The organism is Escherichia sp. MOD1-EC6475 (assembly GCF_003046645.1).
Classification (GTDB): Bacteria; Pseudomonadota; Gammaproteobacteria; order Enterobacterales; family Enterobacteriaceae; genus Escherichia; species Escherichia ruysiae.
Window position 1 is genome coordinate 1 of sequence record NZ_PZKQ01000071.1, and the last position, 21114, is coordinate 21114.

At 50.4% G+C, this 21114-nt stretch carries 24 protein-coding genes; 5 read left to right on the forward strand and 19 right to left on the reverse strand.

Going from position 1 to position 21114, the window contains the following annotated elements; translation table 11 throughout:
• Positions 1 to 425: 425 nt before the first annotated feature.
• From emrB to A7589_RS20480, 14 genes are all read right to left on the reverse strand, one after another.
• Complete coding sequence (gene emrB / locus A7589_RS20405; protein ID WP_010350384.1) at positions 426 to 1964, reverse strand: multidrug efflux MFS transporter permease subunit EmrB; 1539 nt, start codon at positions 1962 to 1964, stop codon at positions 426 to 428.
• Positions 1965 to 1980: 16 nt separating this feature from the next.
• The gene (gene emrA / locus A7589_RS20410; protein WP_010356273.1) at positions 1981 to 3153 is read right to left on the reverse strand and encodes a multidrug efflux MFS transporter periplasmic adaptor subunit EmrA; all 1173 of its coding nucleotides are present in this window, start codon (positions 3151 to 3153) and stop codon (positions 1981 to 1983) included.
• A 126-nt stretch (positions 3154 to 3279) separates the two neighbouring features.
• Positions 3280 to 3810, reverse strand: a complete 531-nt coding sequence (gene emrR, locus A7589_RS20415) for a multidrug efflux transporter EmrAB transcriptional repressor EmrR (protein WP_000378436.1) — start codon at positions 3808 to 3810, stop codon at positions 3280 to 3282.
• A gap of 90 nt (positions 3811 to 3900) precedes the next feature.
• The gene (ygaH, locus tag A7589_RS20420) at positions 3901 to 4236 is read right to left on the reverse strand and encodes an L-valine transporter subunit YgaH (RefSeq protein ID WP_000119757.1); all 336 of its coding nucleotides are present in this window, start codon (positions 4234 to 4236) and stop codon (positions 3901 to 3903) included.
• Entirely contained in the window at positions 4226 to 4963 is a 738-nt protein-coding gene (gene ygaZ, locus A7589_RS20425; protein WP_000254579.1) for an L-valine exporter subunit YgaZ, read from the reverse strand. Before ygaZ ends, ygaH begins: the two co-directional genes overlap by 11 nt.
• Positions 4964 to 5086: 123 nt before the next feature.
• Positions 5087 to 6271: an MFS transporter gene (locus A7589_RS20430; RefSeq protein ID WP_000165720.1), complete on the reverse strand. Its 1185-nt coding sequence runs from the start codon at positions 6269 to 6271 to the stop codon at positions 5087 to 5089.
• A gap of 387 nt (positions 6272 to 6658) precedes the next feature.
• Positions 6659 to 7651 carry a glycine betaine/L-proline ABC transporter substrate-binding protein ProX gene (proX, locus tag A7589_RS20435; RefSeq protein ID WP_001216525.1) on the reverse strand — a complete coding sequence of 331 codons (993 nt, stop codon included), beginning with the start codon at positions 7649 to 7651 and terminating at the stop codon, positions 6659 to 6661.
• 57 nt (positions 7652 to 7708) lie between these two features.
• Entirely contained in the window at positions 7709 to 8773 is a 1065-nt protein-coding gene (proW, locus tag A7589_RS20440) for a glycine betaine/L-proline ABC transporter permease ProW (RefSeq protein WP_000774968.1), read from the reverse strand.
• On the reverse strand, positions 8766 to 9968 hold the full coding sequence (gene proV / locus A7589_RS20445; protein WP_000985481.1) for a glycine betaine/L-proline ABC transporter ATP-binding protein ProV: 1203 nt from the start codon (positions 9966 to 9968) through the stop codon (positions 8766 to 8768). The genes proW and proV overlap by 8 nt, the downstream gene beginning before the upstream one ends.
• Before the next feature lie 355 nt (positions 9969 to 10323).
• Positions 10324 to 11283: a class 1b ribonucleoside-diphosphate reductase subunit beta gene (nrdF, locus tag A7589_RS20455; RefSeq protein WP_000777986.1), complete on the reverse strand. Its 960-nt coding sequence runs from the start codon at positions 11281 to 11283 to the stop codon at positions 10324 to 10326.
• A 138-nt stretch (positions 11284 to 11421) separates the two neighbouring features.
• Positions 11422 to 13566 (reverse strand): class 1b ribonucleoside-diphosphate reductase subunit alpha, encoded by a 2145-nt coding sequence (gene nrdE, locus A7589_RS20460; RefSeq protein WP_105282830.1) that lies wholly within the window; start codon positions 13564 to 13566, stop codon positions 11422 to 11424.
• On the reverse strand, positions 13539 to 13949 hold the full coding sequence (gene nrdI, locus A7589_RS20465; protein ID WP_000080947.1) for a class Ib ribonucleoside-diphosphate reductase assembly flavoprotein NrdI: 411 nt from the start codon (positions 13947 to 13949) through the stop codon (positions 13539 to 13541). Before nrdI ends, nrdE begins: the two co-directional genes overlap by 28 nt.
• Positions 13946 to 14191, reverse strand: a complete 246-nt coding sequence (nrdH, locus tag A7589_RS20470; RefSeq protein ID WP_001223227.1) for a glutaredoxin-like protein NrdH — start codon at positions 14189 to 14191, stop codon at positions 13946 to 13948. The genes nrdI and nrdH overlap by 4 nt, the downstream gene beginning before the upstream one ends.
• Positions 14192 to 14399: 208 nt before the next feature.
• Positions 14400 to 14831: a carboxymuconolactone decarboxylase family protein gene (locus A7589_RS20480; protein ID WP_000209800.1), complete on the reverse strand. Its 432-nt coding sequence runs from the start codon at positions 14829 to 14831 to the stop codon at positions 14400 to 14402.
• A gap of 87 nt (positions 14832 to 14918) precedes the next feature.
• Between A7589_RS20480 and pdxR the strand changes: the two genes are divergently transcribed.
• The gene (pdxR, locus tag A7589_RS20485) at positions 14919 to 16253 is read left to right on the forward strand and encodes a MocR-like pyridoxine biosynthesis transcription factor PdxR (protein ID WP_001138441.1); all 1335 of its coding nucleotides are present in this window, start codon (positions 14919 to 14921) and stop codon (positions 16251 to 16253) included.
• 55 nt (positions 16254 to 16308) lie between these two features.
• On the opposite strand, the gene A7589_RS20490 is transcribed toward pdxR, so the two are convergent.
• Positions 16309 to 16638, reverse strand: a complete 330-nt coding sequence (locus A7589_RS20490; RefSeq protein WP_010352475.1) for an ElaB/YgaM/YqjD family protein — start codon at positions 16636 to 16638, stop codon at positions 16309 to 16311.
• A 151-nt stretch (positions 16639 to 16789) separates the two neighbouring features.
• Between A7589_RS20490 and A7589_RS20495 the strand changes: the two genes are divergently transcribed.
• Positions 16790 to 17134: a DUF2002 family protein gene (locus A7589_RS20495; RefSeq protein ID WP_000281310.1), complete on the forward strand. Its 345-nt coding sequence runs from the start codon at positions 16790 to 16792 to the stop codon at positions 17132 to 17134.
• 36 nt (positions 17135 to 17170) lie between these two features.
• Here A7589_RS20495 and alaE read toward each other — a convergent pair whose 3' ends face one another.
• Complete coding sequence (alaE, locus tag A7589_RS20500; RefSeq protein ID WP_000492676.1) at positions 17171 to 17620, reverse strand: L-alanine exporter AlaE; 450 nt, start codon at positions 17618 to 17620, stop codon at positions 17171 to 17173.
• A 668-nt stretch (positions 17621 to 18288) separates the two neighbouring features.
• On the opposite strand from alaE, the gene stpA reads away from it, so the two are divergent.
• Entirely contained in the window at positions 18289 to 18690 is a 402-nt protein-coding gene (gene stpA / locus A7589_RS20505; RefSeq protein WP_000115377.1) for a DNA-binding protein StpA, read from the forward strand.
• Positions 18691 to 18736: 46 nt separating this feature from the next.
• Here stpA and A7589_RS20510 read toward each other — a convergent pair whose 3' ends face one another.
• Both A7589_RS20510 and A7589_RS20515 read right to left on the reverse strand, forming a co-directional pair.
• Positions 18737 to 19261, reverse strand: a complete 525-nt coding sequence (locus A7589_RS20510; RefSeq protein WP_001229481.1) for a rhodanese family protein — start codon at positions 19259 to 19261, stop codon at positions 18737 to 18739.
• Between the two features lie 9 nt (positions 19262 to 19270).
• On the reverse strand, positions 19271 to 19570 hold the full coding sequence (locus tag A7589_RS20515) for an ArsR/SmtB family transcription factor (RefSeq protein ID WP_000137274.1): 300 nt from the start codon (positions 19568 to 19570) through the stop codon (positions 19271 to 19273).
• Positions 19571 to 19752: 182 nt separating this feature from the next.
• Here A7589_RS20515 and A7589_RS20520 point away from each other — a divergent pair, with 182 nt between their 5' ends.
• Together A7589_RS20520 and kbp are read left to right on the forward strand one after the other, a co-directional pair.
• Positions 19753 to 19911 carry a YqaE/Pmp3 family membrane protein gene (locus A7589_RS20520; protein ID WP_000508177.1) on the forward strand — a complete coding sequence of 53 codons (159 nt, stop codon included), beginning with the start codon at positions 19753 to 19755 and terminating at the stop codon, positions 19909 to 19911.
• 82 nt (positions 19912 to 19993) lie between these two features.
• Complete coding sequence (kbp, locus tag A7589_RS20525) at positions 19994 to 20443, forward strand: potassium binding protein Kbp (RefSeq protein WP_000522418.1); 450 nt, start codon at positions 19994 to 19996, stop codon at positions 20441 to 20443.
• On the opposite strand, the gene csiR is transcribed toward kbp, so the two are convergent.
• Positions 20444 to 21106 (reverse strand): DNA-binding transcriptional regulator CsiR, encoded by a 663-nt coding sequence (gene csiR / locus A7589_RS20530; RefSeq protein ID WP_000156830.1) that lies wholly within the window; start codon positions 21104 to 21106, stop codon positions 20444 to 20446. It lies immediately after the preceding gene.
• Positions 21107 to 21114 lie beyond the last annotated feature (8 nt).

Genomic DNA, 21114 nt, shown 5'->3' on the forward strand with positions numbered 1-21114 from the left:
CGTTGCGCTGAAAAATAAGTTGCATAGTCTTCTGTAGTAAAAATCTTTAAATATCTTAATTGGTAAAAAATGATAAAAAGAAAAATGAGAAAAATCATCGAGATGTTTGTTGTCGATTTGTTTTGAATTTAACAATAGTAATGAATTAGTTTCATGTTTATTGTTTACACATCTTTTTAGAGATGAAAAACGCCAGGATTATTATCAAAAAATATAGTTGTCGTACATCGATGAAATGTATTCAAAATATGAGATAAAATACACCATTATTAGGAAAGATATAAATATATTTTATTTTCTGTCTATTTTTCCTGATTACTCAACTGTTTATTAAGCAATCCTGAATAATGGCATCATTTGGCGCTGATAAAAAACGTTTACAGAATAAGCAAAGAAAAAGGGAGCCGCAGCTCCCTTTGACAACGTTAGTGCGCACCGCCTCCGCCACCACCTGCACCAAATGGCGGCCTGGCAAACCACACCAGCCCCAGCAGGACGAGGAATATCCCGGCTGACATCCAGAAGATCTCATTGGCGGAAATAATCAGCCCCTGATTGGTGATCTGCTGGGCAATCCAGCCGGAAGCCTGCTGTTGCGTCATTCCCAGTCCTTCCAGTTGATGGTACATCGCCTGGGCGTTCGGGTTATATGGGTTCACTGATTCGGTCAACTGCGCATGGTGCAGCGACTCGCGGTTAGTCCACATAGTCGTCGTAATGGACGTGCCGATAGAACCCGCCAGCGTTCGCGTAAAGTTGGAGAGACTCGACGCCGCTGCCAGTCGTTCCGGTGGCAAACCAGAGAGCGTAATGGTGGTCAGCGGCATAAAGAAGCAGGCCACCGCGAAGCCCTGGATAAACTGCGGCCAGGCCGATGCACCAAAATCCATACCCGGTTCAAAAGTATAAGCACGCCAGTAAAAGCAAACGGCATACATAATAAAGCTGAAGGTTACCAGCCGACGCATATCCAGTTTATGCGCAAAACGACCAATAATCGGCGACAGGATCACCGGAATAATCCCTACCGGCGCAGACGCCAGCCCTGCCCAGGTTGCCGTGTAGCCGTATACCTCCTGCAACAACTGCGGCAACAGAACAATAGCGCCGAAGTAGAGCATATACGCGAGGCTGATACACAAGCAGCCGATGGTGAAGTTGCGCGACTTAAACAGCGAGAGATCGACTATCGGGTTATCGTCGGTCAGCTCCCAGACAATGAGGAAGCTGATAGCCACCACTGCCACCACGGTGAGGACGATAATTTCCTGTGATGAGAACCAGTCCAGCTCTTTACCCCGGTCGAGCATAATCTGCAGACTGCCGATACCAATCACCAGCAGTGCCAGCCCCACAGCATCAATCCGCCGCCGTTCGGTGCGGGTTTCGCGTCCGCGCAGGGTTTGCAGTGTCATCAACACCACCGCCACGCCAATTGGCACGTTGATGAAGAATATCCAGCCCCAGTGGTAATTGTCACTGATATAACCGCCGAGGATTGGGCCGCAAATTGGCGCGACAATTACCGTCATCGACCACAACGCCAGCGCGATTGAGCGTTTGGCTGGCGGGTAGTTATTCAGTAATAGACTTTGCGAAAGCGGGATTAACGGCCCGGCGACAATCCCCTGAATCACGCGGAAGAAGATCAGCATATTCAGGCTGCTGGAGACACCACACGCCCACGAAGCAATAGCAAAGGCGATGGTTGACCAGAGGAACAGCTTCACTTCCCCGACGCGCTTTGCCAGCCAGCCGGTAAGGGGGATCGAGATGGCGTTTGCCACCCCGAAGGAGGTGATCACCCACGTTCCCTGGCTGAGCGATGAGCCCAGGTTTCCGGCGATAGTAGGGATCGCCACGTTAGCAATGGTGGAGTCCAGCACCTGCATGAATGTCGCCAGTGACAGCGCAATGGTCATAATGACCAGTTGCGCGCCTTCCAGCGGTTTTTGCTGTTGCATCACACGCACCTCTGGATTAGCCAGCGTTAGCTTTTACGATGTCGTCGATCAGTTTATTGACAGGTGCCAGGCTGATTTCACGCGCAGTGCTTACCGCTACCGGCGTAGAACGTACTTTGTTTGCCAGTACCTGACCGTCACGGTTAGTGGTATTGACACTCACCAGCGTGGACAAACCGATGCGCAGTGGGTATTGCTCCAGCTGTTTCTGATCCAGTTCAATACGAACAGGCAGACGCTGAACGACTTTGATCCAGTTACCGGTGGCGTTTTGCGCCGGAAGCAGCGAGAACGCGCTACCCGTACCCATATCCAGACCGACCACTTTACCGGTGTATTTCACATCATCGCCGTAAATATCAGTGGTAATAGTGACCGGCTGACCGATGCGCATATTGGCAATCTGCGTCTCTTTAAAGTTGGCATCCACCCACATATTGGTCGCCGGAACGACCGCCATCAGCGGCGTTGTTGGGCTAATTTGCGCACCAGGCTGTACGGCTCGGCGGGAGACATAACCGGTCATTGGGCTGACAATACGGGTACGTTCCAGCGCCAGCCAGGCATTACGTACTTCAGTTGCGGCCTGTTGCACGGCAGGCTGATCTTCCAGTTTAGTTCCCAGAATCATCGCCTGATTGGCATTGTATTGTTGAATGGCGACATCCAGTTGCGCCTGGGCGCTGGTGACGGCATCGCGGGCGTGTTGCAGTTCTTCACGACCAATTAGGTTGGCATTGCCCAGCGGCACACGGCGGTTGTAGTCGCTCTGTGCTTTAGCAAGGGCGATTTTCTGCACCTCAATATTCGCCTGCAACTGCTTGCTGTTAATCATCAGCTGGTGGGTTTGACGAACGCTGGAAGCCAGTGCAGTTTTGGCTTTTTCAAACGCCTGGCGAGCATCAGTCGGGTCGAGAGTGACCAGCACATCGCCTTCTTTTACAAAATCGGTGTTATCGGCCCAGACTTTCGTCACGCTGCCTGACACCTGAGACATAATTTGAATCTGATTCCCTGCCACGTATGCGTCATCGGTCTCTTCAAAATGACGCAGTACCAAAAACCAATAAATTCCTATCGCTACGGCAATAATGATAAAGAGCAAGGTGAGAAGGAGGAGCAGACGCTTACGTTTGCCGCTCTTCTTTACCGGTTGCTGCGGGTTTTGAGTCTCCGCATTTGCGCTCATATTGTTCTCCACGATCTTCTTAACTCATCGGCTGAGCCGACCTGCTTGCCAAAAAGGCCAGCACGTTGCGATGCTGGCCGGTCAGTTTTTCTTTTATAAATCTGGATTTTTGAGCGAGATGACGCGTTAGCTCATCGCTTCGAGGACCATGCCGTCTTGTTCCATTTGGTCGAGACGGGAGAGCAACTTGCGGGTGATTTGCTCAAGCTGATCTTTTTCGCTAGTGCTGAGTGCGGACCAGAGTTGATGCAGGCAGTTATGCTGCGGCGGTAAAACCTCGCGCAAAAACTCGTGACCTTTTTCCGTTAATTGCAGATGCAGACAGCGGCGATCGTTATCGCTTTCACGACGCTCGATCCAACCGCGTTTTTCCAGTTCATCGGCAATACGCGTCGCATTGGTACGGGATGATCCAAGAGCACAACTTAATTCAGAAGGCTGAATACTGTGGTTTTCCTGAGACTCCAGCGTAATCAACGCCATAAACAACGTCTCGTTAATCCCCTGAGCCTTCAGCATTTTATTGCGGTTCTCCAGCAGCTTGCTCTGCATATGCATACAAAGACGGGTCAGAAGGATTTCCTGGTAAGGAAAATCTTCGTGGCGGCTGGCGCGAAATTTTAGCATTTGTTCAATGGGCGTAAACGAACTATCCATTTGGGTATGACCTCATTAATTTCAGCCGATATAGTAACTACAGTGACAAATAAAGTAAATGTATTGTTTTAGAAAAATGATTCTTGTGGGTTATATAATCGCCATCACTTTCCAGGCGAGCCCGTAGGCCAGCGCACTTAGCAGTGTCGGGACGATAATGCTGCGTGTTTTATAGAAACTGGCACCCAGTACCGCAAAGCCGACCAGCGTGGGCACGAAACGACGTGTATCGTGCATCACTTCTGGTGCGGTAGAGACAACCAGCAGAGCACAAATCGAGGCTATGCCAATGGTGTCGAGCAAAATACCCACCGCACCACGTTTGGTTGGGCGGGCATTACCCACACGCAGGCGCAGCGGCAAATAGCGAAAGCAGTAATTAACCGCGCCAACCAGTAACCCAAGCAGCAGAACCTCATAGCTCATCGGGCGCTCCTTGCCAGAATGCCTGAATTAGCGCAGTGAGGCAGCCACAGACAATGCCTGCCAGAATGGCGACGGGGATAGAAAATAGCGTTACGCCCGCAAGGGCGCCGATTAACGCTGCGGTAACGCAAAGGGATTGTTTGCGCTGGAAAGAGGCGAGCAGAAAACTCATAAAGAGCGCCGGTAGCATAAAGCCTAATGCTGCTTCAACGGCTGGATAACCTTGCAGCAAACCGCTGCCGGAGAATGCCCCTATAACCGTACCAAATACCCACGATGACCATGAACTGAAGGCAATGCCAATCATCCAGTTCTCGCTCCAGCGGCGATTATTGCGCACCAGCTTTGCCGTTGCTGCGGCAAAAACTTCATCCGTCAGGCCAAACGCCCACAATGCAGTTTTCGATTTTTGCAGACGCTGAACAATGCGGCTACGCAACGATGGGCCATACAGAACATGGCGAACATCCATTGCCATGACGGTCAGCGCAGCGACCCATAAACTACTCCCGGCTGCCAGCATCGTGGTAATGACGAACTGACTCGCGCCTGCATAAATGATGCAGGAGAAAAAAACGCTTTCGAGAGGAGAGAATCCCAGACGGGTCGCATTCAGACCGAAAGCAAAGGCCACCGGAATATAACTAATAACAATCGGTAAACTGTCTTTGCATCCTTCCATGAAGGTCGCCGAACCAGAAGCAGGCAGAGGAGTAGGGCTTACCATAGAGTGTACGCTTAACGACTGTTAAAATTATAAATAGACTGAATGAATATCTTAACCTTATCAGACTGATGGGCTTCTTAACACCCTTATAAGTGTAAAGCCACGAAAACGGTTGCTGATTGTCTAAATAGCGGCTTCCTGACGATGAAAACCTCGCCACCAGACTAACAGATTAACCAGGGCAATCGTCGCACCAGCCAGACAAACGCCAGCCCAACCGGCATGTTGCCAGGCAGAGGCCGAAATCAGTGAACCGGCGGCACCGCCAATAAAGTAACTGGTCATATAGCCTGCGGTCAGACGATTACGTGCATCAGGATAAATACGATAAATCACGGTTTGATTGGTGATATGCACGCCCTGTACGGTGAGATCCAGTACCAGGATGCCGATAATCAGCGCCAGCACGGAAGTGTGACCAAACCAGATCGCCAGCCATGAGAGCAACAGCAGCAGTAGGCCGAAAGTTGTTGTCAGGTGCGATTGACCCTTATCGGCAAAACCACCTGCCGGACGTGCGCCCAGCGCCCCAGCGGCTCCTGCAAGGCCAAACAGACCAATCGTTCCATCGCTGTAGTTAAAAGGCGGTGCGGCAAGCAAAAAGGCCATTGATGTCCACAGAATGCTGAAGTTAGCAAAGGTCAGGCAGCCCAGCACCGCGCGGGTGCGCAGGATCTTATCGCTGATAAACATGCTGAAAACGGAACCTAACAACTGTGGGTAGTTGAGGTGCGTCTCAGATTTCATCTGCGGCAGGCCGCGCCACAACGCCAGCGCCATTAGCGCCATTAATACTGCTGCGACCCAGAAAACGGTGCGCCAGCCGCCGAGATTTGCCAGCAACCCGGCAACGGTACGCGCCAGCAAAATGCCCAGTAGCAGGCCGCTCATAATAGTGCCAACCACCTTGCCGCGTTTTTCCGGTGAGGCCAGTGTTGCCGCCAGCGGAACCAGAATTTGTGCCACGACCGAGAATAAACCGGTTAATGCCGTACCGAGGATCATCATCGCCAGTGACTGACTGCTGGCAGTGATTAACATGCCACCGGCTGCCAGTAAGGTCATTGAGACGATCAGCCTGCGGCGTTCAAACATATCACCCAGTGGAACTAGAAATAGCAGACCGGCGGCATAACCTAGCTGCGCGGCGGTGACAATAAAGCCCGCCGAACTGGCAGAAAGGGAAAAATTACGCGCGATGGTGTCGAGCAATGGTTGAGCGTAATAGTTGCTGGCGACCGCCAGACCGGTGGCGATCGACATCAGCACGATCAGCGCCGGGCTAAGCTCATGATTGGGTTTAGTCATTATTGTTGTTTATCAGGTGATGATTAGTCTGAAAAGCAATAATAGCGGATGTTTATGGATGTGGGGCGAAAGATTGATTGTTGAAATGTGCGGTGTGGTTTGTAGGCATGATAAGACGCGTCAGCGTCGCATCAGGCATTGTGCACGGAAGGCGGATGCGGCGAAAACGCCTTATCCGCCGTACGCAATGAGTGTGGTTTGTAGGCATGATAAGACGCGCGGCGTCGCATCAGGCATTGTGCACAGAAGGCGGATGCGGTGAAAACGCCTTATCCGCCGTACGCAATGAGTGTGGTGTGTAGGCATGATAAGACGCGCCAGCGTCGCATCAGGCATTGTGCACGGAAGGTGGATGCGGCGAAAACGCCTTATCCGCCCGAATAAAAATTACTTCTGCGCTGCCAGCGCCTCATTCACCCAGCCATCGAACTGCTGCTGGTGGGCTTTGATCCAGCCATCAACGTGACCCTGAATATCGCCTTCTGAGGCTTTGCCGTCATGCATAATGGCGTTCTGGGCGTTAATGTCTGCTACCGGCAACTGCATAATGGCAAACAGTTTCGCTGCCGCCGGGTTTTTCTCGGCCCAGGCTTTGTTGGCAACGATATGCATGGTGCTGACCGGGAAGCCGTAATTTGCACCATTCGGCAGTTTAGTGTCAGCATTTTTATCGCCCGGCAATGCGGAGAACGGCACCTGCAACCAGACCACATCTTTGCCCGGCTTCAGTTCGTTACTCACCCAGTACGGTGTCCAGGTGTAGTAAAACACCGGTTTGCCCTCTTTGTAACGACTGATGGTGTCGGCCATCATCGCCGCATAGTTACCCTGATTATGCGTCACGGTGTTGGTCAGTTCATACGCAGCAAGCTGGTGATTAATGGCACCTTCGCAGCCCCAGCCGGGGTTACAGCCGGTTAAATCCGCTTTGCCATCGCCATTGGTATCAAACAGTTTGGCGATCTTCGGATCTTTCAATTGTGCGATGTTGGTGATTTTGTACTGGTCGGCGGTTTTCTTATCGATCAGGTAACCCTGCGCCGCGCCGTTAACAAATACCCCTTCACGATAAAATTTCTTATCGCCACCGGCAGCTTCGTACATGTTGTCATGCAGCGGCGTCCAGTTCACTGCGGTAAAGGTCGCATCGCCGGAAGCAAGCGAGGTGTAGCCAACGTTGTAATCCACTTCACTGGGTTTATTAACGGTATAACCTAATTTCTCCAGCGCGCGGCTGACCAGCAGCGTCTGGAAAGTTTCTTCAGTGATGGTGCTCTGAACCGGGTTAACGGTAATGCCTTTGCCCGGCAGATCGGCGGCAAAAGTTTGTGTAGAGATAAGCGTGGCAAACGCAGTCGCAAAAAGTACGCTATGTCGCATTGTTATTCCTTTTTTTGGCAGGGTGGTAATGCCCGGCGTCACCGGGCAAGTGCAGAGTTATTTAATGAATGGGCGGGTCAGCAGACCAACAGGGCCAGTGGTGTACCAGCGACGGTTGCCGCGACTGCGTGAGTCGCGCCCAACGGCCTGGGTCAGGCGATCGAGGATAATAGCAAGGATCACAATCCCGACGCCGCCAACGGTGGCAAGCCCCATATCCAGACGACCGATACCGCGCAGAACCATCTGACCCAGCCCACCGACGGCAATCATCGAGGCAATGACCACCATAGAAAGCGCCAGCATCAGCGTCTGGTTGACGCCCGCCATAATGGTCGGCATCGCCAGCGGTAACTGAACTTTGAACAGCATTTGGCGCGGGCTGGCACCGAATGAGCGCGAGGCTTCAATCAGATCCGCCGGAACTTGGTTAATCCCCAGAATAGTCAGACGGATAATCGGCGGCAGAGCAAAGATGATGGTCACCACCACGCCCGGCACGTTGCCGATACCAAACAGCATGACGATTGGCACCAGATAAACAAACGCGGGCGTAGTCTGCATGGCATCAAGCAGTGGACGGATTATTTTCGCTGCTCGCGGACTTCTCGCCAGCCAGATCCCCAGCGGCAGACCAATGACGATACAGAACAGCAGGGCAGTTAATACCAGCGCCAGGGTGACCATTGCTTGCGACCATGCGCCAATCGCGCCGATAGCAATCAGTGAAACTAATGCCGCAACGCCCATACCGACGCCGGAAATCTGCCAGGCGATGAGAGCGAAAACGATAATCGCCACAGGTGCGGGCATACCCAGCAGCAGTTGCTGGAAACCGTTGAGGATGTAATCCACCGGAACACGCACGCCCTGGAAAAGGGGACGGAAATGGGTAACCACCCAGTCGATCCCTTCAGTTACCCAACTGTCGAGTGGGATCAGCGTCTTATGGAACGGATCGAGAATATTAAAATGCTCGACGTTTGGCGCAGGCGTACTGGTCAGCCAGTCAGCGCCACCGCCATCAGTTGGTGCAGGAGCCGGTGTACCCCAGGCGTCTGCGGATTGTGCGGCACTGTCCGCCGCTGGCGTGGTATCCCACGGATTGTTTTGATCAGCCATTGTTTACCCCCTCACGATCTAAAGCGCGCAGCAACATTCCTTTCGAAATGATGCCGACATACTGTTGGTCTTCGTCGACCACGGGCACCGCACAGGGCGCCTGTCCGACATGAGAGAGCAACTCGCTAAGAGGCGTTTGTGCATCGACCGCTAACGGCGCATCAATCAGCGCCGCATCAAGACCTTGCTGCTGCGTTAATGCTGCTTTTAACGAATCGATAGAGACTGCGCCGACAAACTTATTACCGCGTTCGATGACGTAACCATATTCGCGGTCTTCATCCTGCAATAATTTCAGTGCCGAACGCGGGCCGAAACCGGGCGTTTTACGAATTAAGCCATTAGGGCTGCGGCGGGCAATATCTTTTGCGCTGAACACCTGGCTAATATCAACACCACGGAAGAAGGTACGGACATAATCATTCGCCGGATTATTGAGAATTTCATCCGGTGTGCCGACCTGAACGACTTCACCATTTTGCATAATGGCAATTCTGTCGCCAATACGCATAGCTTCGTCGAGATCGTGAGAAATAAATACAATGGTGCGCTGATGTTTTGCCTGTAATTTTACCAGCTCATCCTGCATCTCGGTGCGAATTAGTGGATCGAGCGCCGAGAAGGCTTCGTCCATTAATAAAATATCCGGATTGATGGCTAATGCGCGAGCTAATCCGACACGTTGACGCATCCCGCCCGAGAGTTCGTCCGGGTAGCTGTGGGCATAATTTTCCAGCCCAACCTGACGCAGTGCATCAATCGCTTTTTCCCGGCGTTCTTCGGCGTTAATTCCGGCCAATTCCATACCGAATGCAGTATTGTCCAGCACGGTCATATGTGGCATTAAGGCAAAGGACTGGAAGACCATCGCAATCTTTTTTCTGCGCACCTCACGGAGTTCGGCGTCGGATATTTTGGCAATATCCACACCGTCAATCAGTACTTGTCCACGGGTGGGTTCAATCAGGCGATTGAGAAGGCGTACCATTGTGGATTTACCCGAACCGGATAATCCCATGATGACAAATATCTCGCCTTCTTCAATGGCCAGACTGGCGTCTTTTACGCCAAGCGATAGCCCTGTTTTTTCCAGAATTTGTTCTTTTGAAAGTCCTTGTTCGATATATTTGAAAGCTCTCTGTGGATGCTCCCCAAATATTTTATAAAGATTTTTAATTTCTAATTTAATTGCCATGCAATAGAAAGATTCCTGTTATTTGTTTATGTCGATATATTACCCGATGGAAATAGTCACTTTTTTCTACCCTAACATACTGAGAATCTGAGGCAACCCCTGAGGGCAAATGTGGCATGAATATTGACGTGAGCAAATTGCCGGAATTTCCCGTGATATAAGGGCTGAGGGCAAATCGAGAAAAGTTGATATTTTTTGTTATAGATAGCGAAAAAACGCCTGAATATTGTAGTTTCAGGCGAATAATGCAACAGAGTATCAGTGTAGATCACCACAAAATACTTGTGTGATAAAAAGATACTTAATGGAAATTATTTCCCTGCTGTGGTTGATGATATTTTTTAAAATAACCGTGTCAGAAATTCCAGTCTTCGTCTTCTGTTTCGACTGCTTTTCCCATCACATAAGAGGAGCCAGAACCGGAAAAGAAATCGTGATTTTCATCGGCATTCGGCGAAAGCGCGGCGAGGATTGCCGGATTCACTTCCGCCATTTCTGCCGGGAAAAGCGGTTCGTACCCCAGATTCATCAATGCCTTATTGGCGTTGTAGCAGAGAAACGCTTTTACATCGTCAGCCCACAAGGTTTCGGCGTACAGCTCATCGGTGTATTGCAGTTCGTTGTCGTAGAGTTCCAGCAACAAATCGAAGGCAAAACTCTTTAACTCTTCGCGTTGTGCCTGGGAGGTTTTTTCCATGTTTTTCTGATATTTATAACCGATGTAATAACCGTGCACTGCTTCATCGCGGATAATCAGACGGATCAGGTCTGCGGTATTGGTCAGCTTACCGCGACTGGAAAAATACATCGGCAGCCAGAAGCCGGAGTAGAACAAAAATGATTCCAGAAAGACACTGGCGATTTTCTTTTTCAGCGGATTATCGCCGCGATAATGTTGCTGAATAATCTGTGCTTTTCGCTGCAACGGCGCGTTTTCTTCACTCCAGGCGTAGGCGGCATCGACATCTTTTGTCTGGCACAACGTCGAGAAAATCGAGCTGTAAGAGCGGGCATGAACCGCTTCCATAAAGCTGATATTTGATAATACCGCCTCTTCATGGGGCGTGAGCGCATCGGGCATCAGCGAGGGTGCGCCGATAACATTTTGCAGCGTGTCGAGCAGCGTCAGGCCAGTAAAAACACGCATCGTCAGTTGTTGCTCTACGGCGCTTAATGTCTGCCAGGCGGGGATATCGTTCGACAGCGGCACTTTTTCCGGTAGCCAGAAATTACTGGTCAGGCGATTCCACACCTCCAGATCTTTATCATCAGTAATCTTGTTCCAGTTGATGGCGCTGATACGTGAGAGTTTCATAGATATTCCTTAAAGCCGGACTCATCAGACTCCGATTTTTGGCAATGTGCGCTTTGTTCCTGCCGGATGCGGCGTGAACGCCTTATCCGGCCTACAAAATCTTGCAAATTCAATATATTGCAATTATTTTTCAGTCTCTTAGAGCGCGCAGGAGACGCAGCCTTCAATTTCAGTACCTTCCAGCGCCATCTGACGCAGGCGAATGTAATAGAGCGTTTTGATTCCCTTACGCCAGGCGTAAATCTGCGCTTTGTTGATATCGCGGGTGGTGGCGGTATCGGGGAAAAACAGCGTCAGCGACAGCCCCTGATCGACATGGCGTGTCGCTTCGGCGTAGGTGTCGATAATCTTTTCCGCGCCGATTTCGTAAGCGTCCTGATACAGCGCCAGATTCTCGTTAGTCATAAACGGGGCAGGGTAGTAAACGCGTCCTGTTTTGCCCTCTTTGCGGATCTCCACTTTCGCCACAATCGGATGAATACTCGACGTGGCATGGTTGATATAAGAGATAGAACCGGTTGGCGGCACCGCCTGGAGATTCTGGTTGTATATGCCATAGCGCATCACGTCGTCGCGCAGCTGCGCCCACATCTCACGGGTAGGTAACGTAATACCGCTACGGGCAAACAGTTCGCCAACTTTCGCCGTTTTCGGCTGCCAGTTACCTTGCAGATATTGGCTAAAATATTCACCGCTGGCATAGCGCGACTGTTTGAACCCGGCAAAGGTTTCACCGCGTTCGCGCGCCAGCAACATTGAAGTACGCAGGGCGTGCCAGGTGATGGTGTAGAAATAGAGATTGGTGAAATCCAGAGCTTCCGGTGAACCATAGGCGATGCCTTCCCGCGCCAGATAACCGTGTAAATTCATCTGCCCCAGCCCGATGGCGTGCGAGGCGGCATTTCCGGCCTCAATAGACGGCACGCTGCGGATATGACTCATATCTGACACCGCCGTCAGACCGCGCACGGCTGTTTCTATCGTGCGGGCAAAGTCAGGGGAATCCATGGTGTGGGCAATATTCAACGAACCTAAATTGCAGGAAATATCATGGCCTGTGCGTGCATAGTCGAGATTCTCGTCATACTCTGAGGCGCTGTTAACCTGCAAAATCTCTGAGCAAAGATTGCTCATATTTATGCGTCCGGCAATAGGGTTAGCACGGTTAACCGTGTCTTCATACATGATGTAGGGATAGCCGGATTCAAACTGGATCTCCGCCAGCCGCAGGAAGAAATCACGCGCATTGATATATTTTTTGCGGATGCGTTCGTCGGCAACCAGTTCGTCATAGTGTTCGCTGATGGCAATATCGGCAAACGGCTTGCCGTAAACCCGCTCAACGTCATAAGGCGAAAACAGTGCCATCTGCGCATTCTCTTTCGCCAGATGGAAGGTGATATCCGGGATCACCACGCCCAGCGACAGCGTTTTAATGCGGATTTTTTCGTCGGCATTTTCCCGTTTCGTGTCGAGAAAACGCAGAATATCGGGATGATGAGCATGTAAATAGACTGCACCAGCCCCCTGACGAGCGCCGAGTTGGTTGGCATAGGAAAATGCGTCTTCCAGCATTTTCATCACCGGAATTACGCCAGAAGATTGATTTTCAATACGTTTAATTGGCGCGCCCGCTTCCCGCAGATTCGACAGCAAAAATGCTACGCCGCCGCCGCGTTTCGACAGTTGCAGTGCGGAATTTACCGCCCGACCAATCGACTCCATATTGTCTTCAATACGCAGCAAAAAACAGGAAACCAGTTCGCCGCGCTGCTGTTTACCGCAGTTGAGGAATGTTGGCGTGGCAGGCTGAAAACGTCCAGACAGCATCTCATCAGTCAGTTGCGTCGCCAGTGTTTCATCGCCTTGTGCCAGTGTCAGCGCCACCATCGTTACTCGATCGGCAAAATCTTCCAGATAACGCTTGCCATCGAATGTCTTCAACGTATAGCTGGTGTAAAACTTCCATGCCCCGAGGAATGTCTGGAAACGAAAACCGCTGGCGTGCGCGTGGGCAAACAGCGTAATGACAAAGTCGCGAGAGTAGCGATTAAGGACGCTTGCATCATAGTAACCTTCGTTGATCAGCCAGTTCAGGCGCTGCTGCTGGCTACTGAAGGTCACACTGTTCGGACGCACATGCGTCGCTATAAAGGCGTCAACGGCCTGGCTGTCTTTATCGAACTGAATGCGGCCTGCGCTATCGTAAAGGTTAAGCATCGCATTCAGAGCGTGGTAATCCATCGTTTCCTGCGTCAGGCATTCTGCGGTTGTCGTTGCCAAAATTCGGTTACTCCTTTACGGACGTTTTCGATATCGCTTTGCGTACCCATGAGTTCAAAGCGGTACAGCCACGGCACACCGCATTTCCGGGCAATCACATCTCCGGCGCGACCATACGCCTCACCAAAGTTGCGATTACCCGAAGCAATAACGCCGCGAAGCAACGCCCGGTTATGCTCGTCGTTTAAAAAGCGAATCACCTGTCGTGGCACAGCGCCAGCCGTACCGCCACCGCCGTAAGAGGGCACGATCAGGATGTAAGGCTCGTCTACCTGGATCCGTTCCCGCTCATTGAGTGGAATGCGCACGGCGGGTAGCCCTAAACGTTCGATAAAACGCTGCGTATTTTCGGAGCTGCTGGAGAAGTAGACGAGCTGGCTCATGCACTGGCCGCGTGTGGCGCTGGATGCAGACGGTTGATCATGTCCGGGCGGAAACCAGACCAGCTAAGATCGCCTGCAATCACTACCGGCAACTGACGAAAGCCCTGAGCACGCAACGCTTCCGCCGCTTCAGGAACGCGATCGACATTAATCATTTCAAAATCAAAGCCCCGGTTTTCCATCGCCCGTTTGGTGGCGTGGCACTGAACGCAATCGTTACGAGTGTAAATAGTAATGCGCATGATTCGTATTTCCGTTTAAAATGAAGATACGGCGCGATGATACGCGTCGGGTTGTCTCTCTGTTGATACAGGGATACTAGATGTAGTTGAAAAAAGATTCAACAATACAAGATATGGGAAATTTCGATAAATCTCACCACCGTTGAGTGGCTCAACGGGGTAGGGGGTTTTGTGTTCTATAGCCGGGTGATTACCCGGCATCAGGAAATTACATCCGCATGGAAACGGCCAGGCGGTTAAAGCAATTCATCAGTCCGATGGCAAAAGTCAGGTCGCTGATCTCTGCTGCGCTGAAATATTCAAGCAGAGGTTGATAAACGTCGTCTTCTGCATGGGTTCGGGCAATATCGGTCACCGATTCCGCCCATGCCAGCGCCGCCCGCTCGCGATCGTCAAAATGATGGCTCACCCGCCAGCCTGCAAGAGCGTCCAGCTTGTGCTGTGGCACACCGGATTTGCGTAATGCTTTACTGTGCATCTCCAGACAAAATGCGCAGCCGTTGATTTGCGAGACGCGCAAATAAACTAACTCCATCAGTGTGGTATCCAGCGCACTATTTTCCAGCGCCGTTTTGGCCTGCACCAGCGCGCTATACACTGCCGGGCTAAGTTCGTAGTAAGGCTGACGTAATGTAGTCATACAGTTTCTCCTCTTATTAACGCCCGCAATGTAGCACTATAATGGACTGCTAAAGAGAGCCATAAATTACCTAAAAAAGCAGACCATATGCCGCGCTATCAGGATATCGCCCGTCAGTTAAAAACGGCTATTGAGCAAGGGGAACTGAAACCCGGCGCAAGGCTACCTTCCAGTCGTACCTGGTCGCAGGAGCTGGGCGTGTCTCGATCCACCGTCGAAAATGCTTATGCTGAGCTGGTGGCACAAGGATGGCTGGTACGGCGGGGGCAGGCAGGCACCTTTGTCAGTGAGCAGATACATCCCCAACAATCCGCTGTGGATGTGCTTGCCTTTGCCGGTGAAAGCCAGCAACCGCTGCCATTCCAGATGGGATTACCCGCACTCGATCTCTTTCCGCGTGAGCTGTGGGCGCGGGTGATGGGGCGTCGCCTTCGTACCCAGACGCGCTTTGATTTGGCGTTAGGCGATGTCTGTGGTGAGGTGGCGTTGCGCGAGGCAATTGTTGATTACTTACGCGTCTCACGCGGGATTGAATGCCAGCCAGAACAGGTCTTTATCACTCATGGTTATGCAGCCTCAATGGCCTTAATTCTGCACGCGCTGGCGAAACCGGGAGACAGGATGTGGATGGAAGATCCTGGTTTTCCGCTGATTCGCCCGATTGTTACTCGCCACGGTGTGGAAATTTTACCTGTGCCTGTTGATGACAACGGACTGGATGTCGCAAGCGGAATGCAAAATTATCCTGATGCACGTTTTGCTCTGATAACTCCTGCGCATCAAAGCCCGCTCGGTGTTGCGCTCTCTCTGGCGCGCAGGCATCAGGTGTTGGCGTGGGCAGAGCGTGCGCAGGCGTGGATTATTGAAGACGATTACGACAGTGAATTCCGTTATCACGGTAAGCCATTACCGGCACTGAAAAGCCTCGACGCGCCGCAGCGGGTGATTTATGCCGGAACATTCAGCAAATCGCTATTTCCTGCATTGCGCTGTGCGTGGCTGGTGGTGCCGGTGGAGCAGATTGCACAATTCCGCCAACAGGCGTCACGGGAGCCATGTGCAGTGCCTGTTCTATGGCAGAACACACTGGCAGACTTTCTTCACGAGGGGCATTTCTGGCGGCATCTGAAGAAAATGCGTCAGCACTATGCTCAGCGTAGGCAGTGGATTGAGCAGGCGCTTACGCAACAAGGATTCCAGGTTGTGCCACAAAAAGGGGGCATCCAGATGGTTATCAGCATGGTGGGCGACGATATTGTCCACGCGCGTAAAGCCAATGCTGCTGGCCTTGCGGTACAGGCACTTAGCGACTGGCGTATCTGCTCAAGTGGGGAAGGAGGATTGCTTCTCTCGTTTACCAATATCGTTAGCGAAAGCATGGCGCAGCAGGTGGCACAACAATTACGCGGTGCCTTAAGTTAAAAACCCCGAAGTCAGGCTTCGGGGTCAAAGACGCGTATTTATTATCATTGTTGCATTACGATTTGCGTATGCTTAACAGCGCGCCGATAAAAATACCTACCGCAGCTGCTGTACCCACGCTACACCAGGGTCTTTCACGAACAAAAGAATCTGCGCAGCCAACTGCATCGCGCGCGGCTTGCTGGACGCGAGTACGACCATGCATCCGCGCTCTGGTTTCTTTCAGTAGAGCCTGAGCTTTACTGCGTGCGGCTTCGGCTTCACCTTTTGCGTCGCTGCCCCAGGACCTCAATACAGATTCGAGACTGTCGGCTAATTGATTGACATCATTCTGAATATCCTGCACGCCATCATCGACGTCGTTGCGGTTCGGTCTGTTAAACATATGATCCCCCATTAGAATTCGATGTAATTTTCAGTGTAGACCATAATTTTCTTAACAGAGATTCATCGCGGCTTTATGGACTTTTCTGAAAGCGTTGGGAATGCGCAATCAGGTAAGGTAGGCGCGCAGTAGATAATAACGAGGATAAAATATGTATTTACGACCAGACGAGGTGGCGCGCGTACTTGAGAAAGTCGGTTTTACTGTCGATGTAGTAACCCAGAAAGCATACGGTTACCGCCGTGGGGAACATTATGTCTATGTTAACCGCGAAGCGAGAATGGGACGTACCGCACTGATAATTCATCCAACATTAAAAGAACGTAGTTCCACACTGGCTGAACCTGCTTCCGATATTAAAACTTGCGATCATTACCAGCAATTTCCGCTCTATTTAGCGGGTGAACGTCATGAGCATTACGGTATCCCGCATGGCTTTAGTTCGCGTGTTGCGCTTGAACGTTATTTGCATGGCTTATTTGGCGAAGCCAGTTAAAGACGCGACTGGCGATGCCAGTCGCGAAAAGAAGGGTCAGGCTTTTACCTGCTGGTAGCTGCTCACTTTGAACAAGCGGCGACAGTAATCAAGGAAGTAGCCATAGACCGCCCCCATCAGCATCGAAACAACGATGTTTGAACTGACCGCAGCCATAATCTGGTGCCAGTCTGCGCCTACCACTAATAAGATCGCCATATATACCGGTGACTGGAACGTCACATAAGCCAGAATATCAGCCAGATTTTTTGTCCAACCAGAGTGGCTAACTTTGCGTGCCGCGCGCATAAACAGATCGCGGTACATGCCATATGGCCATGCAATTAAGATATTCACCGGAACGGCCACTAGCCTGGAATAAAAAGACTGTTCGAAGCTCATCCCGGAGAGGAAAACTTCAATACACATGTTCACGACAGTACAATAAACAACCATCGCGAACGTGTCTGCAACTGCATGACGCAAGCGTGACTGCGGTGAGAACATGTTAATGCTCCTTAATAAAAGCGAAATCGGATATGAATGGAAATGGAAGCAGTGCTTTAGACTGCCTGTTTCATTTTTGCATAGCGTATATTGCTGGTTGCTAGTAATCAATTAGTGAAAAATTTTTATTTATTTTGTTTTTGTAGATAAAATGTTCCGCAATGGCGTATTTTTTATACATTATGGATTTTTAAATGCCTTCATGAATAATTTTATTTAAAATCATATCATTACGTGGTTGTTTTGAACTGTGCTGGTGGGGCGGTTAAGAGATGTTAACGCTATAAAGCGTAGACAATCCGGCTTAAGTAGGGGGGTGAGCTCATTTAGCATTTTTAATGACCTGAAGCCACTAATGTCAGCATAAAACTTCAGTTGCTGAAAATTTGTTTTATTCTTTTTTTATGCATTTTTATTCACTTGTCTTTAATCTACATTCGGTGATGATGGCGCAGAGAGCACCCGATTATTCGCAAATGTCTGGAATGATAAGCCAAATGGCTAATATATAAACTGAAAATAATTATTAATTTGTCTGGAAATAACGGTTGAAATAATATCGCACGCGACTGTAAATAGATTAAATTTTGTGGAAATATAATAAGTGATCGCTTACACTACGCGACGAAATACTTTTTTTGTTTTGGCGTTAAAAGGTTTTCTTTATTATGTCCGTAATGTTACAAAGTTTAAATAACATTCGCACCCTCCGTGCGATGGCTCGCGAATTCTCCATTGACGTTCTTGAAGAAATGCTCGAAAAATTCAGGGTTGTCACTAAAGAAAGACGTGAAGAAGAAGAACAGCAGCAGCGTGAACTGGCAGAGCGCCAGGAGAAAATTAGCACCTGGCTGGAGCTGATGAAGGCTGACGGAATTAACCCGGAAGAGTTATTCAGTAATAATTCTGCTGCACCGCGTGCAGGTAAAAAACGCCAGCCGCGTCCGGCGAAATATCAATTCACCGATTTTAATGGTGAAGTCAAAACCTGGACCGGTCAGGGTCGTACACCGAAACCGATCGCTCAGGCACTGGCTGAAGGTAAATCTCTCGACGATTTCCTGATCTAATGACTGCTGCCGGATGCCGCCACTATGGCGCGTCCGGCGTCGCTTCTTACGTTCGCTGATTCCACGGCATCTTATCTAACAACCTTGCCATCCCGCAAAAACCGCTGATACCCGCAAATATTAATCCCGCACCGACAAAGCCGCTTAATAAAAAGAACGCGCTATTCACGGCATAACCCAATACGACGCCGATTAATATTAAGCCACCAGCTGTGATCTGTACCTGACGCATTAATGGTAAAGGCTGTGATTTATTTTCGGCTACCGGCAATCCCGCTTTTTTCCAGCTATCAATTCCGCCTTCCAGTAAAAATATCTCTGCGGGGGCGGCAATCGCTGCTAATTTTTGTGCATTATTACTGGTGCGTTTTCCAGCCTGACAGTGGAATATAATTTGTTCTCTACGTAATTTTTCCGGAAGACCAGCCTGTTCCAGCACGGATAATGGTGCCAGATCCGCTTCAGGAATATGTTCACGAAGATATTCATCGGCATCGCGAATATCGATTAACTTTGCACCGCGTGAGATTAATTCTTGTGCATCATGCGGTGAAATTGTTGTTAAAGCCATTGCTACTCCTTACGGACAATAGACGTTTTTCAGGGTGGCGATAATGGCATTTACCGCCTCATTTTTAATGAAATAAAGAATGCGTTGGGCATCCCGTTGGCTGTCGATAAGCCCTTCGTCACGCATCCGTGCCAGATGCTGTGACGTTGCAGAGGCACTCAGTCCGGTAATACGCGCCAGTTCACCGGCGCTGGTGCCGGGGGAACCGCAAATCATGCACAGAATCAGCAACCGTTTGGGGTGACTCATTGCTTTCAGTAAGGCCGCAGCCTGTTCGGCGCTGGCCTGTAGTTGGGCTAGTTCAGTCATATTTATTTAAGTGTTTTCTAAATTAAGTAAACTCTAAACTAAAAATGCAACGTATACCAGCGTCAGCAGCGTAAATGAGGGTAAAAGCATGGGCTGAAACGGGCAGACTCCGCTAAAATTACTATGCTTAAGAGATAAAATCTCTTTTTAAACAATGATTAATTTTCTTATAGGGAGGAAATATGGGGTTCTGGAGAATCGTCATCACCATCATTTTGCCACCGCTCGGCGTGCTGCTGGGGAAAGGATTTGGTTGGGCATTTATTATTAATATTTTGCTGACACTTCTTGGCTATATCCCTGGTTTAATTCACGCTTTCTGGGTGCAAACCCGCGATTGATCCTGTGCTCATCCTGCGGCGTTAACGCGCCGCGTTCCTCTGCTACACTTTCTGAGTGTTTCCGTTAACGAATGAGGTAATTATGGGTCTGTTCAATTTTGTGAAAGATGCCGGAGAAAAGCTCTGGGACGCGGTTACTGGTCAGCATGATAAAGACGATCAGGCGAAGAAGGTGCAGGAACATCTGAACAAAACCGGTATACCTGATGCCGATAAAGTGAATATTCAGATTGTCGATGGTAAAGCGACGGTTACAGGTGACGGCTTAAGTCAGGAAGCGAAGGAAAAAATCCTTGTTGCAGTGGGGAATATTTCCGGTATTGCCAGTGTTGATGATCAGGTAAAAACGGCGACGCCAGCCACTGCCAGCCAGTTTTATACTGTTAAGTCTGGCGACACCCTGAGTGCCATTTCCAAACAGGTCTACGGTAACGCCAATCTCTACAATAAAATCTTCGAAGCGAATAAACCGATGCTGAAAAGCCCGGATAAAATTTATCCGGGGCAGGTGTTGCGTATTCCTGAAGAGTAGTTAATTGCCAGCCATCGCCTGCTGGATAATCGGAATTGGCGTCAGTAAATGCTGGCGCATTAACTCACTGGCGCGCGCCGTATCTCGCGCCAGCACCGCCGCAGTCAGGGTCTGGTGCTGATCGTGTTTATCTTCCAGCATTTCTACAGAAAGCACCGTTTGCCGCAGCCAGATGAACCGATAGCGCGCCGCCAGATCAAACAAACGCTCGCGCATTTGCAGTAAATAGTGGGAACCGCAGCCCGCCACAATCGCAGTATGAAATGCCTGATGGCGCTGATCCCACTCATCAAGCATTTTCTCGCTGGCGTCAGAGGCTTCAAGTTTACCGAGCAAGTGTGCCTTCGCGAGAACGTCAGCCTCCCACTCATCGCTGCCACGGGCAATTGCCAGACTCACCAGCATCGCTTCCATATTGGCGCGGGCGTCGAAAATATCGAGTAGTTCTTGCTCTGACATAGACGCCACCCGATACCCTTTTTGATTCACCACCGTGACCAGCCGTTCCGCCACCAGTTGCGAAAGGGCTTCCCGCAACGGCCCGACGCCGAGTGCATAACGCGACGTTAGCGAACTCATCCGTAATTTTTCATCCGGCTGAAAATTGCCGCGAATAATATCGTTTTTCAACCAGCGGTAGCCATCCAGAGACGTAATGGTCATGGTGTGAC

What these genes read in the sequence shown, in the direction of transcription:
- emrB (WP_010350384.1), bottom strand. Translation starts at nt 1,964, where the DNA reads ATGCAACAGCAAAAACCGCTGGAAGGCGCGCAACTGGTCATTATGACC.
- emrA (WP_010356273.1), bottom strand. Translation starts at nt 3,153, where the DNA reads ATGAGCGCAAATGCGGAGACTCAAAACCCGCAGCAACCGGTAAAGAAG.
- emrR (WP_000378436.1), bottom strand. Translation starts at nt 3,810, where the DNA reads ATGGATAGTTCGTTTACGCCCATTGAACAAATGCTAAAATTTCGCGCC.
- ygaH (WP_000119757.1), bottom strand. Translation starts at nt 4,236, where the DNA reads ATGAGCTATGAGGTTCTGCTGCTTGGGTTACTGGTTGGCGCGGTTAAT.
- ygaZ (WP_000254579.1), bottom strand. Translation starts at nt 4,963, where the DNA reads ATGGTAAGCCCTACTCCTCTGCCTGCTTCTGGTTCGGCGACCTTCATG.
- A7589_RS20430 (WP_000165720.1), bottom strand. Translation starts at nt 6,271, where the DNA reads ATGACTAAACCCAATCATGAGCTTAGCCCGGCGCTGATCGTGCTGATG.
- proX (WP_001216525.1), bottom strand. Translation starts at nt 7,651, where the DNA reads ATGCGACATAGCGTACTTTTTGCGACTGCGTTTGCCACGCTTATCTCT.
- proW (WP_000774968.1), bottom strand. Translation starts at nt 8,773, where the DNA reads ATGGCTGATCAAAACAATCCGTGGGATACCACGCCAGCGGCGGACAGT.
- proV (WP_000985481.1), bottom strand. Translation starts at nt 9,968, where the DNA reads ATGGCAATTAAATTAGAAATTAAAAATCTTTATAAAATATTTGGGGAG.
- nrdF (WP_000777986.1), bottom strand. Translation starts at nt 11,283, where the DNA reads ATGAAACTCTCACGTATCAGCGCCATCAACTGGAACAAGATTACTGAT.
- nrdI (WP_000080947.1), bottom strand. Translation starts at nt 13,949, where the DNA reads ATGAGCCAGCTCGTCTACTTCTCCAGCAGCTCCGAAAATACGCAGCGT.
- nrdH (WP_001223227.1), bottom strand. Translation starts at nt 14,191, where the DNA reads ATGCGCATTACTATTTACACTCGTAACGATTGCGTTCAGTGCCACGCC.
- A7589_RS20480 (WP_000209800.1), bottom strand. Translation starts at nt 14,831, where the DNA reads ATGACTACATTACGTCAGCCTTACTACGAACTTAGCCCGGCAGTGTAT.
- pdxR (WP_001138441.1), top strand. Translation starts at nt 14,919, where the DNA reads ATGCCGCGCTATCAGGATATCGCCCGTCAGTTAAAAACGGCTATTGAG.
- A7589_RS20490 (WP_010352475.1), bottom strand. Translation starts at nt 16,638, where the DNA reads ATGTTTAACAGACCGAACCGCAACGACGTCGATGATGGCGTGCAGGAT.
- A7589_RS20495 (WP_000281310.1), top strand. Translation starts at nt 16,790, where the DNA reads ATGTATTTACGACCAGACGAGGTGGCGCGCGTACTTGAGAAAGTCGGT.
- alaE (WP_000492676.1), bottom strand. Translation starts at nt 17,620, where the DNA reads ATGTTCTCACCGCAGTCACGCTTGCGTCATGCAGTTGCAGACACGTTC.
- stpA (WP_000115377.1), top strand. Translation starts at nt 18,289, where the DNA reads ATGTCCGTAATGTTACAAAGTTTAAATAACATTCGCACCCTCCGTGCG.
- A7589_RS20510 (WP_001229481.1), bottom strand. Translation starts at nt 19,261, where the DNA reads ATGGCTTTAACAACAATTTCACCGCATGATGCACAAGAATTAATCTCA.
- A7589_RS20515 (WP_000137274.1), bottom strand. Translation starts at nt 19,570, where the DNA reads ATGACTGAACTAGCCCAACTACAGGCCAGCGCCGAACAGGCTGCGGCC.
- A7589_RS20520 (WP_000508177.1), top strand. Translation starts at nt 19,753, where the DNA reads ATGGGGTTCTGGAGAATCGTCATCACCATCATTTTGCCACCGCTCGGC.
- kbp (WP_000522418.1), top strand. Translation starts at nt 19,994, where the DNA reads ATGGGTCTGTTCAATTTTGTGAAAGATGCCGGAGAAAAGCTCTGGGAC.
- csiR (WP_000156830.1), bottom strand. Translation starts at nt 21,106, where the DNA reads ATGACCATTACGTCTCTGGATGGCTACCGCTGGTTGAAAAACGATATT.